Below are 12,800 nucleotides of genomic sequence, written 5' to 3' on the forward strand. Positions count from 1 at the left end.
AAGGCGGTAAGAAAATGAGTAAAATTAAAAAAGTTCTTATCGCCGTTTCCTTTCTTGTGTTGGTATTTTCTCTGGCCAATATAGCGAGAATTTCCCTGTGGGGTTATGCCGATCAAGTGAAAATCGAAGAGTTAGCAAAGGTTTGGGAGAAAGAATCGGACAAAGGAGGAGGGGAGGCGTTCGCCTCCCCTTTGATTACGAAAGCGAATGAGCCGGTCATGCTTCCCGAATTTCGAGAGCTTTACGAGAGAAACCCGGACATCGTCGGTTGGCTGAAGATTAACGGCACCCGAATTGAGTACCCGGTTATGCAGAATCCACAAGATGATCAGTACTATCTCGATCATGATTTCGATAAAAAGAAAAGCAAACTCGGCCTCCCCTTTTTAGGCGAGCACAGCCGGATCAACGGTCCGGACATTTTGCTGATTCACGGACATCATATGAAAAACGGCTGGATGTTCAAAGATTTGATGAAGTATAAGCAGGAAAGCTTCTATAAGGAGCATGCTACGTTCCAGTTTAGTACGCTTTACGAACAGGAAGAGTATGAGATTGTTGCCGTTATTCTATCACAAGTTTATCGCAAATCGGACGATGTATTTAAATACTACCAGATTGAGAAGGTAAGTACGCCCGCCGAGTTCGATTCGTATGTTCAGAACATCAAAAAACTTGCTCTTTACGAAACGGGTATAACCCCCCGTTATGGCGACAAGCTTGTTGTACTGTCTACGTGTGAGTACTCAACCGAAAACGGCCGGTTGGCAGTGATCGCCCGAAAGCGTAAATGACGATATTGAAAGACGGTGTCAAGCTGGTTTATATTGCGTTCTCCCTTGGAGGACGCAATTTTTTTAGGCTTCTTTTGATCCGGTTTAGGGGTTCACCTCCATTACGGTGGCATTCTGGTCACACCTAACATTCCCGAACTAAAGATTGTTGATCAACATGATTTTCGTACTATGAAGTTTCGTGTCTACAATTAGGGAGGATTGGGTTTGGAAGTGTAATCCCATGTGCGTGACTCTGGGTTTCTAACAATTTCACGATTTATCCATAACTCTGATGTATAGAAAGGTGTTTGGCGAACGCTGTCGAATATTGTTTCATGTTACCTCGAGATGGACTAGATGGGAGTGAGGCATAATGAGAGGAATGAAGTTCATGATGACGATCAGGAACAAGGTAATTCTAACGATCGTCGTTACTGTAATCACCAGCCTTGTGATCGGAGGCGTTGGGATTTACAATTTGAAGCGGGTACAATCCTCGCTTGAGGAGAGCCTCAGTATTAGGGCGGAAGTCATTGATCTCATTCGTACAGCAGATATCGACCTATATCAGATGCTGTTGGCAGAGCGATCGCTGTACAGTTATGAACCAGGATCGGAACAATTTTCGAAACAACTGGAGGATTACGGGAAACAAAAGGAGTCGGCAAAGAAAAAGCTTAATAAGTATAAGTCAATTGGAACAATTTTTGATAATGAGGAAAAGTTGATTCAAGACTACGAAGCAACGGTTGCAGCGTATGATTTGGTCTCCAAGAAGGTGATTGATGGATTATCGTCAAAGGATTCAACTGTCCGTGAAAGGGCGAATCTTCTTTCTTATCAGGAGGGCAGCGAAAAGTTTGATCAGATGGAGGACGCTTTGGATCACATAGGCGATCTGTACTACGATGATAATCAAATCATGTTGGACAGCACACAAAAACAATACAGCTTCCTGCGATTGGTCAGTATCCTCTTAACATTGGCAGGCTTGATCGCTTCATCGTTGCTTGGTTATTTGATCATCCGATCCATCCATCATCCGATCCGTTATTTGCGTGGACGTGTCCGAGAGATTGCGGAGGGCAATCTGGCCGTCGATATACGTACCTTCTCCCAGGATGAGCTTGGGCAATTAACCGCTGATTTTAATATAATGGTATCTCGTATGAAAGAACTCATTTCGACAGTAAGCCAATCGATTGGCCATGTAAATACTTCCGCTCATGAACTTACCTTTATTGCGGAACAAACAACGGCAACCGGCGAGGAAATGACGTCAGGCATTAATGAAATTGCAGTTGGTGCTTCCGAGCAAGCATCCTTGACAGAGGCAACGAGCCGTGAAACGATGGCGCTATCGGACACGATTGAAAAGGTAAATGTAAGGAACAAAAAAATGACCAGCTTGTCTTCGGAGGCGGAAATCGTTTTAAGAGGCGGCATGGATAAAGTAAAGAAATTACAGGATCACAATCTCCAAACGACAGAAGCAAACCAACTGGTCGTGCAACATATTGAAGGCCTGGCAGAACAGATGCTTACGATTTCCACAATCGTACAGACGATTAATGAAGTATCCGAGCAAACGAAGCTCCTCGCATTAAATGCGAGCATAGAAGCGGCGCGTGCCGGCGATTCCGGAAAAGGATTTGCAGTCGTCGCTACAGAGATTCGCAAGCTGTCGACCATGACTTATGAATCAACAGAGAGAATTAACGCAACTATTGCACGCCTCAAGGCAGAAGTTTCTCAAACGTTGCAGGTCATGAATCAGACAGAGGTGGTTATCTCCGAACAATCTCTCATTGTTCAGGAGTCGGGAACGGTATTTGAATCGATTATGGATATGCTAAAGGAAATCATCAGCTCGATTCAAGAGATGGATGGGGATATAGGGCAGATGAATGTTAGTAGGGAACAGGTCATCTCATCCATTATCAAGATATCAGATGTAGCTCGAGACGCAGCTTCTGCCACAGAAGAGATAAGTTCGGCTTCTAACGATCAGAGTCAAGCGTATTCCCATCTGCATAGTGCAGCTGAACAATTGAAACAATCAAGCCAACAAGTGAGCGAAATGATCAGCAGGTTTCGAATTGTACAAGAATAGTTAGTGCTGAGAATAAGAAAAGGAGCTATCTGACTACGGATGGCTCCTTTTCTGCTCTCGTTGATGAAATGCGTGCGTACCGTCTCACCTCTAGGGGGAATGGTGAATTATTCGGAAGTGTTGATGCGTATCTCCATTCAATGCGATCATCACAACCGTTAGATTTTATATGGCTTCTGTCTAAAAAGCATCACCACAAGGGATAGCTAAAACTTGCCGTTGTAGATAGCACGGTGACTGTATCATAAGCAGGGCGAAACTTGCAGATTAAAATGGTGTAGATTCGAAGGGAGGTTTTTCCTTTATCTTCTGTCTATAAAAAAAGATCCTCTCTCAAAACCAACTCCTACCCACTCTCCCGATTTCTATGCTTTAATAAAATGAGCAGTATTAACAAGAAGCGTTGAAAGTGGGATTCTATGAAGCGACTAACGATTGGCCTGTTCGCCCATGTGGATGCAGGTAAGACAACTTTTGCGGAACAGCTGCTGTACCATACGAACAGTATCCGGTCGCGGGGGCGGGTGGATCATCAGGATGCGTTTCTGGACAGCCACGACATCGAGCGGGCAAGGGGTATTACGGTGTTCGCAGATCAGGCGGTAATAGAATATAAAGGAGACAGCTATTATTTAATAGACACGCCCGGACACGTCGATTTCTCCCCGGAGATGGAGCGGGCGATTCAGGTCATTGATTATGCCATCCTGATTGTAAGCGCAGTTGAAGGTGTCCAGGGCCATACGGAGACGGTCTGGCAGCTGCTGCGCAAGCATCGGATTCCGACGTTCTTCTTTATCAACAAGACGGATCGGATCGGCGCGGATGCAGGCAGAACCGAGGCGGATATCTGTCAGCAGTTGACGGGGGAAGTTTGCTGCATTACACAGAGCTTCGCTGACGGCATAGTTGGCGAGCCGCTGCGGGAGGCCATGGCGGAGCGGGATGAAGCTTTGCTGGAAGCATTCCTGGAGGGGAGAGAGGATTGCGGCTTCTGGCTGGAGGCTTTGCAGAGGATGATAGCGGCGGGTCTTCTCTTCCCCTGTGCTTACGGCTCTGCGCTTCAGGATACAGGCGTCATTGAATTTTTAGATCAGCTGCATCTGCTGACGACAACCACTTATGACGAGAATGCCTCGTTCCAGGGGCGGGTTTATAAAATTCGGCACGATGCAGGCGGAGCGAGACTCACGTTCATTAAGGCGCTGGGTGGTCGGCTGAAGGTGAGAGAACAGCTTAGTTACGAGAGCGGCGGGGTTCAATATGACGAAAAAGTTACGCGGCTCTTCTTGTTTAACGGCCTTAAATCGCAGCCGGTGGAGCAAGTGGAAGCTGGCGATTTGTTTGCGGTTGCCGGCTTGTCCGCCGCCGGGGCTGGACAAGGCCTGGGGTCGATATCGGACAAGTTAGCTTACGAGTCGGAACCGACGTTACAATCGAAGGTAGTATTCGACAATTCGATACATGTACAGAAGGTGCTCGGTGCTTTTCGCATGCTGGAGGCGGAGGAGCCGTCACTGAACGTCGTTTGGGATGAGAAATTGCAGGAGATTTCTATCCGCGTCATGGGATTGATTCAACTGGAAGTGCTGGAGCAGCTTGTTAGAGAGCGGTTTGGCTTTGCTATCTCTTTTGGACAACCGGAAATCTTGTATAAGGAAACGATTCAATCGACTGTGAAAGGGTACGGTCACTTCGAACCGCTCAGGCATTATGCGGAAGTGCATTTGCTGATTGAACCGGGAGCAAGGGGCAACGGCATCATGTTCGAAAGCAGATGTCATGCCGATGATCTGAATGTCAGCTATCAGAATCTGATTCGGAATCATCTCTATGAACGGGAGCATCACGGACTGCTGACCGGCATGCCGGTCACCGACGTGAACATTACGCTACTGAGGGGCCGCGCGCATAAAGAACATACCCATGGTGGCGATTTTCGTGAAGCTGCCTTTCGAGCACTACGGCAGGGACTGGAGAAGGCGGACAATGTGCTGCTGGAGCCCTATTACGATTTCAAAATCAAGGTCGCTATCGATGAAATGGGCAGGGTGCTGTCCGATATTCAGCGTGCTTCAGGTATTTTTAATCCGCCGCAGACAACCGGAACGCAAGCGGTGGTCACGGGCAGGGTGCCCGTGTCGACTTTCATGAACTACAGTGCCGAATTTGCATCCTTTACGCATGGACGAGGCAGTATCCGCTGCGTGTTCAGCGGCTACGATCGCTGCCATAATACGGAGGAAGTCATAGAGCGGATGGGCTACCGCAAAGGGGCAGACCCACTGTATACATCCTCCTCCATCTTTTGCGCTAAGGGGGCGGGTTACTCGGTGCCATGGGATGAGGCGGAAGCCAAGATGCACCTTGAATTAGAACCTTGAATGAGCTTGCTCTAATGGGGATGAAACTCCAGGTAGGAGAGCAAAACCCCATACCTCAAGTGGCGGTAAAAATGTTGTAGTGAATGCAAAATAGTTCAAAAGGGCATTCGCGTTTCTTGAGGGAGAGTTGTAAAATGCCTAATGAAAATCAAGCGAATATTTACTTGAGAGAACAGATTGTATTCTTTATTATGCGGGATCGGCCCTATCGAACGAACATAGTGCAGGCTGGATCGGTGGGAATGCACCCGACTTCTTTGATGATCAATCAGATCTCATCCACGAAGGTAACCAAAAATATGTTTTTTTACTTGAGCCTCGTCCATCCCTTTAAACCTGAGAGCATGATTTCGATTTTCATCCCTGAAGACTATGAGGAGTATTTGGAAAACAACATTTATCCTAATTGCCCGATCAAGGTGGTTGAGCATCCCATTTCGACTGAAAGCGTCAAAGATATGTTTACTAACCCGGGTCTTATAAAGCATGTAATTTCAAACGGGGAACTAAGCCATGACGAAAAGTCGATGGATCAGCCTTATTTGATCAAAGTAGGCGGAAACCCGAGACTTATTCAAAATGAAGACTATTATTTTGCGAAGCTGAAGGAGGAGTCATTCTCTTTTTTATTTCAGGTAGATGAAGATGGTTATCCCGAAAGGTTGCTTCAAGAGGATTACAATTATCCTTTTGGTTTTGGGTCACTATATATTTTCGCCAAAATGGAGACGACTGAGATACAACATCCAGTAGCAGGTTTTTGGCAATTCTCTTGATTTAGTGTGGGGCTGTGGTTAGCGGTGTTATTCTTGGGAGGACTTGAACGGCGGTGAGATCATCAAGCGATTTTTGGCGTGCGTATGTCCCATTCGCACAAGCAGACAGCCCGCCCCTGGCGTAAACTGAATTATAATCAGTGAGCGAGGTGAACTTCCATGGCACAATCGAAAGAGATGCGTGCACGGGCTAAGAAGTTTCAGGGCCGTCCGGTCTGTGTCACCCTGCACAGCGGAGAGACTTATGTCGGCTACATCACCGATGTTAATTACGGCGGGTTGGTACTTGCCAGCGCTGGAGTCCCCCCACGCACTTCTTCCGGGAAGCAAGGCTCCCGATCTATCAAACGCAGAGCTGGTACGCATGCCCCGGGCGTCCGTCTCGGCAACCGGAAAAGCGGCGCGCGCAAGCCGTCTGGCCGTTCGCGCTCCCGCAAGCCGGACGCCAAGGTGTCGGCATTTCTGCCGATGATGGGCTCGCTGTTAGGCGGCCTTGGCGGCTCCACTGCGGGCGCAGGAGGGCTTGGCGGTATGCTCGGCGGCGGCTTGCGGCTATTCGGCATGATCCAGAAATTTGTCCCGGTCGTGAAGATGGGCTACGGTATGATCAAGTCCATTCGCCCGTTTCTCGGCGCCGTTAAAGGCTTAATGCCCCTGGCCAGTCCGGCCACGCCGGATAATGAATAATCGTATCCCTGTGGACTTTAAGTCCCCTTTGAGTGGTCAAAGGGGGCTAGCTCACACCGTCATTTTCTAACAAGAATAAAAATGATCACGGTCTTCGTCATCAAATTTGCCAAGTGTCCGTCTCCTAACAAATTCGTGTTGGCCCCCATATGGATTCCATTCATATGGATTTTTTTCTGTGGTACTCTAAGGTGGTTCAGTGGTGACCTTAAGAGAAGCTACAATGAAAGATTACTTAAAGATACATATCATTTTAAAGAGGTACGACCCATAGAAAAAATAATAAAATTGCTGGATAAGCAAACAAAGGAAACCTGGCTATGGTCAACAGGAGGGTTCAAATATGTGGTTTAGGAAGAAAGAAACGCAACTGGATCGAATAAAAAACAAACTGAGTCAAGCTTTGCGCAAAGACGCGGATTTCTCGGTGTTTGGAGCATCCTCACATCAATATAGGGTTAAAGAGAAGCTTACAGCAAAAGAGCTGGCGGACTGGCAAGCCCACAATCAGGTTACCCTTCCTGAGCCCTACGCGCAGTTTTTAACGAAAGTGGGCAACGGAGGCGCCGGACCCTATTATGGAATCTATTCAATTGGAAAGGCAACTTCCTACACCGAGCGCCAGGCGCTCCTTGCAAAATCCGTTCTGTATCCCGGGATGACCAAAGAGGAATGGAACCATCTGATTGAGCCCCTGACCAAGGACGAGGACATTCCCGATGAGGAATACGACGCCACCTGTAATAAGGTGCTGGGCGGCATGTTGTGCATAGGCACCCAAGGCTGCGAATACGACATGTATCTCGTACTTGAAGGGAAATACAGGGGGAGAATTGTGTACACCTCCGATTTCCATCCCGATCATCCCTTTTTCTTTGTCTATGAAGACAGCTTTCTGGACTGGTACGAGCGCTGGCTGGATGAAATTATTCTGGATTATGATATCGGGTGGTTTGGTAGTCGAATGCCGGGTGATGAGAATGCGCTGATCCAGATTTATCAGAGCGCTCCAAATGAAGAAATCCAAGCCAAAGCGCTTAATGGAATGTTCAAGTTTAAGAAAGTCTCTCAGCCAACCCTTGGTTTTTTGAAAAATACTGCGGAGCAAAGCCTGAAAAATCGGACTACAGCCATTTGGCTCATCTGCAAAACTTCTTTTGACGCGGGTAGAAAATACCTTCTGGAGCTGTTGCAATCGGATGGGCATGAGGACTTTCTGCAAGCTTTACAGATCCTGCACGCTTCCAGTAAAACTGTGAATTTAACGGATTTTATTCCAGTGATCTTGCAAAGGCTTGACAGGATTCACGACCCGGAAACGTTGCGTTATGCAGGGTATATCTTGGAGGATTATGGTGCGATTACTCTCCAGGACTTTACGCCTTTCTTGTGCCATGCTGACCCGAAAATGCAAACCACTGCCATCTATGCCGCGCGCAGTTGCGAAAACAAGCTGGGAAGCTGGCAGATCATTCAACAGATGTTGATGGGGGGCGGCCCGCAGGTTCTGAATAACTTGATTTTATACTGGGGCATTATTCCACATGAGAAGTTGCTGCCTTACTATAAGGAGGTATGGCCGGAATACAAAAGCAATCCGAATTTCAGAGAAAAATTTATCGGTTGTTTGCGAGAGCTGCATTTGCCAGATGATTATTTCGACAAAGACGAATGGTGAAGAAGGTGTACATGGATTATCCAGCTCACCTTCGATTTAATTTGACGTGGCGGAGCCTGAACATTCCGAAATTGGATTTACGAGGAAACCAAAAAAATGAAAAAAAGCTACTGACATCCCGTTGTCAGTAGCTTTTTTGTACATTAGGAGTATGCGAATAGCGCAGTGTTTGGAGATGGGGCGACCTTTCTCAAAATCTTATCATAGAGGTGGTATTTATTTATGAGCAATATCAATTGGGAAGTGGATCCGGACCACAGTTCCGTCGAGTTTTCGGTGACGCATTTAATGATTAGTAGAATTAAAGGAGTATTCGAGCATTTCCAAGCGATCTTGAGTTTTGACCCCAACGATTTAACAACCATGGGTGTTCAGGCTTCTATAGATGCAAATAGTATTACAACTCGCCAATCGCAACGAGATGAACACCTGAAGAGCGACGACTTCCTTCATGCAGCCAAGTATCCAACCATTACGTTTCAAAGCACCAGCTGCGTCCTTGCTGGCGAAAGGCAGTATGAGCTTACGGGCAATCTAACTCTGCATGGAGTAACCAAACCCATCACTTTTCATACCATTTTTGAAGGACTTAACAAAGACCCTCGCGGCCGGGAACGTGTAGGATTTCATTCAACAGCCAGTATCGAACGCAATGAATTTGGTTTGACATTCAACTCGCCTCTGGAAAAAGGTGGGGTTATTGTCGGAAATGAAGTGAGAATCGAGCTTTATATCGAGGCAATTAGAATAGATTAGCGATCCTAAAGGCCATCCTTTTAGTGGGGTGGTCTTTAAACTTGCCGCTACAGGTAGGATGGTGAACCGTATCACAAATAAGGGCGAAAATGTTGAACCAAAATTGTACAGAAACGAACCAAGACTAAAAGCTTACTAATAAGAATGTGGACTAAATGCTAATGCTTCGATAGAATATCATTCTATATTGTTGTATTCATGATTTTATTAATCGGATTGGAGAGGTAATCATGGGAAATACGGATAAGTTTGAAATGATAGCTAATATATATGACACTTCTGAAAGAATTCAAATTGCAAAGGTATCATCTGATGCCATTCGTGAATATGTAGTTGACGCTAATAGTAAGAATGCTATTGATTTTGGGTGTGGAACGGGTCTTGTCGGAATGAGATTGTTAAATGCTTTTAATTCTATGCTTTTTCTGGATACTTCACAAAACATGATTAATCAAATAAAGCAAAAAATTACTGATCTTCATATTCAGAATGCAGATACATTATGTTTTGATTTTGAAAAGGAAGGTCTAACGGATTTACATGCTGACTATATTTTTATGGCTCAGGTTCTACTCCATATTCATGATGTTGAATTCGTTTTATCAAGGCTATTTGATGTTCTAAATGAAGGAGGACATTTACTAATCGTAGATTTTAATAAAAATGAAAAAGTAGTTTCAGATATAGTTCATAACGGATTTAATCAAGAAGAGCTGACTGACATTATGACTAAAATAGGATATAGAGATATTCAGTCCAAAACTTTTTTTAATGGAAGTAAAATATTCATGGGACAAGATGCATCTATGTTTATTCTTGATTCTCAAAAATAAAACTTTTAGGCAGAAATCAGCTCTCCTTACCGGAAACCATGCTTTGTGTCTTCTCATGCATCGCAGAGGGATTGGATCAAAAGCCGCTTGACTCTGCAAAGACGATTACCATTACTATGCGATATTTAAAAAATGGCGAAGAATCAGTTGTTTTTAGTTGTTTTTCCTCATTAGGTTTGCAGACCGATTTCGCCTTGTGTCATATGACATTATGGCACTGGTAGATTTGACATCAAGAGCCGTAGGATACGACTACTACTTGTAAAGGATGTGGGCTCTTTGATGACAAGAACCGTCGTCAGCTTTATTCAAAATGGCTATTTCCTACTGCTTACTTTCGCTACCGGATTGTTTTACTTTTGCTTTTATCTGGTCGCTCTTACATTAGGTTTGAGTCTTTCGTTTACCGTCGCGGGCGTTCCTCTGATTACTCGCATTTTGCGAACTACATACGCCTTCCTGCAATTTGAACGCATACAGACCAAGATCTATACGGATATTACCACCGAGCTTTACGTTAAACCAATAAACACCGATGTCTCTATCTGGCTTCAAGCAAGGAAGGAGCTGCTAAATCGGCGCAACTGGATTGCTATCGGCTGGCTGATGCTAAAGCTTCCGGTGGGGATTTTAAGCCTCATTAGTGCGGCCTTGCTTTATATAACTCCACTCGCAATGATTGCGACCCCGCTTCTCTTTCCGTTTTCTAATTATTATTTTATGGGTTTGCTTGTAGATACTGTGATAAAATCCATACTGGTTTCAGCCTCAGGAGTCGTATTCACTATGGTGAGCTATAGGCTTGCGAACAGCTTAACGTGTATGCTAGGCGGCTACACCCGTCTTATGATCAAGAGTGTGAACCGTTAACCGGAATGTCCCGGTCTGGATTTAAAAGTATTGTTGGATGATGTTCTGCTCTATAATAGTTACGTAATGTCATACTGATAGTTCTTAGGGGTTGATGGTTTTGTTCGATATGGTAAAGCAGTGGTTCTGGTACGACTGGTTCATGCTTATGATCCGCTTGATTTGCAGTACTTCTCTCCTGCTCACTATCATAGAGCGGCAAGCTCATTTCACGCTGCCGCTTTGGGTTCTTGTGTTTTGGCAGCTTATTGCTTTTTCCGTTCCCTGGCTGTGCTTGCAGCTCAATTATAGATACTACCTGCTTACCGAGATTGTGATCCCGGGCGGGCTGTGCTTGTATTTAGCTTCGTTTTTTCCGGAAGCCTACCTCACATTCCTGTTGTATCCATTTTTGATTGCCGCTAACAGCAAACAAAGAACATATCTTTGGTCAGGTCCTTTATCGGTATTGCTCCTACCCACTATAATTAAGCTGCTTGTAGAGCAGACTGATTTTTGGGTTATGACCATTCAATTCGGGACGGCTTATGCATTCGGATTTTCCTTCCATTTATTGATGGTCAATCATCGTCAAAGCGAAATTATACGCGAGCAAAATGCGGTGCTTGAGCAGTACTTGTCCCAAATCGAGCGCATCACGCTGGCCGAAGAACGGAATCGGCTCTCCAAAGAGCTTCATGATACTGTTGGTCATGCCTACACTTCCCTCATTATGGGATTGGAAACCTTGCGCCCTGAGCTAGAGACGGATACAGGAACGAAACGGCTCGATTCTCTATTGAACCTGGCCCGGAAGAATATGGATGAAGTGAGAGGCTATGTACATCAAATCGAATCGCCGCATGAAGAACTCCCACTGCTTCAGTCTTTGCGGAAGCTGGCAGAGGAGTTTCAGGAGCATGCTAAGGTGTCGGTTCGTTTCCAGGCCTTCGGAGAGGAATACCCTGTAACGAAGCAAGCAAAGATAGCGCTGTATCGCTGCTTGCAAGAATCATTGACGAATGCCGTGCGTCATGGACACTCGACGGAGATTACGGTTTTGGTGCAATTTGAGCCTCAGCAGACGAGGCTCGAAATTAAGGATAACGGCCGCGGGATGGAACATGGACGGGATGGTTTCGGCTTGAACGCCATGAAAGAGCGAGTAATGAATTTGCAAGGTCATGTTGGCGTCTATACCCAACCGGGTGAAGGCACCCTCGTTACCTGCACCCTGCCACGACAAACGGAGCTTAAGGATGAAGTCATCCGTCTGTTGGTCGTCGATGACCAGCCTTTTATCCGTGAAAGTCTGCGGACTCTTCTGGAGGAGCAGCAAGATTTGCAAGTCGTAGGGGTAGCAGAAGATGGCGAGCAAGCCATCGAACTGTGCAGGCAGGTTCAGCCTCAGCTGGTGCTCATGGATTTGGACATGCCGAACCTGGACGGAATCTCCGCATCCCGTACCATAAAACAAACGTGGCCCCACATCCGCATCTTGATTCTCACCACGTTCGAAGATACTGGACAGGCTCTGGAAGCGCTGCGAAGCGGAGCCGACGGATACTTATTGAAGTCGATGAAGCCAGTAGAGCTCGCCGAAACAATACGCACGGTCTATCGCGGAGGCACGCTGATCGATCAGGAGATGTCGCACAAATTGTTTGCACAGCTGGAAGCCGCCAAGAGCGGGGAAGATCCGTCGACAACCCAAGTGGCCGCGACCTATGACTTAACTCCACGGGAGCTTGAAATTTTACAGTTCGTGTCGAAAGGACTGCGATATAAAACCATTGCCTCCAAATTGTATTTATCTGATGGTACGGTTAGAAACTATGCGTCATCGGTCTATCTGAAGCTGGGGGTTCGCAACCGGGAGGAAGCGGTGCAAAAAGCCCGGGAGGCAGGGCTTCTGGAATAAACCTTACGGCTCGATGCGGATTTCCGT

General features: G+C 46.1%; 10 protein-coding genes. All 10 read left to right on the forward strand.

The window, feature by feature from the left end:
* Positions 1 to 14: 14 nt before the first annotated feature.
* The 10 genes from WA407_RS00375 to WA407_RS00420 all read left to right on the forward strand — a co-directional run bounded on the left by WA407_RS00375 (position 15) and on the right by WA407_RS00420 (position 12,773).
* Entirely contained in the window at positions 15 to 794 is a 780-nt protein-coding gene (locus WA407_RS00375; protein ID WP_336076530.1) for a class B sortase, read from the forward strand.
* 355 nt (positions 795 to 1,149) lie between these two features.
* Complete coding sequence (locus WA407_RS00380) at positions 1,150 to 2,889, forward strand: methyl-accepting chemotaxis protein (RefSeq protein ID WP_336076531.1); 1,740 nt, start codon at positions 1,150 to 1,152, stop codon at positions 2,887 to 2,889.
* 419 nt (positions 2,890 to 3,308) lie between these two features.
* Entirely contained in the window at positions 3,309 to 5,273 is a 1,965-nt protein-coding gene (locus WA407_RS00385; protein ID WP_336076532.1) for a translation factor GTPase family protein, read from the forward strand.
* 134 nt (positions 5,274 to 5,407) lie between these two features.
* A complete protein-coding gene (locus tag WA407_RS00390; protein ID WP_336076533.1) occupies positions 5,408 to 6,049 on the forward strand; it encodes a hypothetical protein in 642 nt (213 codons plus the stop codon).
* A 159-nt stretch (positions 6,050 to 6,208) separates the two neighbouring features.
* Positions 6,209 to 6,736 carry a hypothetical protein gene (locus tag WA407_RS00395; RefSeq protein WP_336076534.1) on the forward strand — a complete coding sequence of 176 codons (528 nt, stop codon included), beginning with the start codon at positions 6,209 to 6,211 and terminating at the stop codon, positions 6,734 to 6,736.
* 343 nt (positions 6,737 to 7,079) lie between these two features.
* Positions 7,080 to 8,414 (forward strand): SMI1/KNR4 family protein, encoded by a 1,335-nt coding sequence (locus tag WA407_RS00400; RefSeq protein WP_336076535.1) that lies wholly within the window; start codon positions 7,080 to 7,082, stop codon positions 8,412 to 8,414.
* Between the two features lie 222 nt (positions 8,415 to 8,636).
* Positions 8,637 to 9,170 carry a YceI family protein gene (locus WA407_RS00405; protein ID WP_336076536.1) on the forward strand — a complete coding sequence of 178 codons (534 nt, stop codon included), beginning with the start codon at positions 8,637 to 8,639 and terminating at the stop codon, positions 9,168 to 9,170.
* Positions 9,171 to 9,400: 230 nt separating this feature from the next.
* Positions 9,401 to 10,003 carry a class I SAM-dependent methyltransferase gene (locus WA407_RS00410; RefSeq protein ID WP_336076537.1) on the forward strand — a complete coding sequence of 201 codons (603 nt, stop codon included), beginning with the start codon at positions 9,401 to 9,403 and terminating at the stop codon, positions 10,001 to 10,003.
* Positions 10,004 to 10,285: 282 nt separating this feature from the next.
* Positions 10,286 to 10,873, forward strand: coding sequence for a sensor domain-containing protein (locus WA407_RS00415; protein WP_336076752.1), 588 nt, complete (start codon positions 10,286 to 10,288; stop codon positions 10,871 to 10,873).
* 100 nt (positions 10,874 to 10,973) lie between these two features.
* On the forward strand, positions 10,974 to 12,773 hold the full coding sequence (locus WA407_RS00420; protein ID WP_336076538.1) for a hybrid sensor histidine kinase/response regulator transcription factor: 1,800 nt from the start codon (positions 10,974 to 10,976) through the stop codon (positions 12,771 to 12,773).
* Positions 12,774 to 12,800: the final 27 nt, after the last annotated feature.

The organism is Paenibacillus sp. 203, assembly GCF_037027525.1.
GTDB lineage: Bacteria > Bacillota > Bacilli > Paenibacillales > Paenibacillaceae > Paenibacillus > Paenibacillus polymyxa_B.

Coding starts and splice junctions, on each gene's coding strand:
- WA407_RS00375 (WP_336076530.1), top strand. CDS start 15: ATGAGTAAAATTAAAAAAGTTCTTATCGCCGTTTCCTTTCTTGTGTTG.
- WA407_RS00380 (WP_336076531.1), top strand. CDS start 1,150: ATGAGAGGAATGAAGTTCATGATGACGATCAGGAACAAGGTAATTCTA.
- WA407_RS00385 (WP_336076532.1), top strand. CDS start 3,309: ATGAAGCGACTAACGATTGGCCTGTTCGCCCATGTGGATGCAGGTAAG.
- WA407_RS00390 (WP_336076533.1), top strand. CDS start 5,408: ATGCCTAATGAAAATCAAGCGAATATTTACTTGAGAGAACAGATTGTA.
- WA407_RS00395 (WP_336076534.1), top strand. CDS start 6,209: ATGGCACAATCGAAAGAGATGCGTGCACGGGCTAAGAAGTTTCAGGGC.
- WA407_RS00400 (WP_336076535.1), top strand. CDS start 7,080: ATGTGGTTTAGGAAGAAAGAAACGCAACTGGATCGAATAAAAAACAAA.
- WA407_RS00405 (WP_336076536.1), top strand. CDS start 8,637: ATGAGCAATATCAATTGGGAAGTGGATCCGGACCACAGTTCCGTCGAG.
- WA407_RS00410 (WP_336076537.1), top strand. CDS start 9,401: ATGGGAAATACGGATAAGTTTGAAATGATAGCTAATATATATGACACT.
- WA407_RS00415 (WP_336076752.1), top strand. CDS start 10,286: ATGACAAGAACCGTCGTCAGCTTTATTCAAAATGGCTATTTCCTACTG.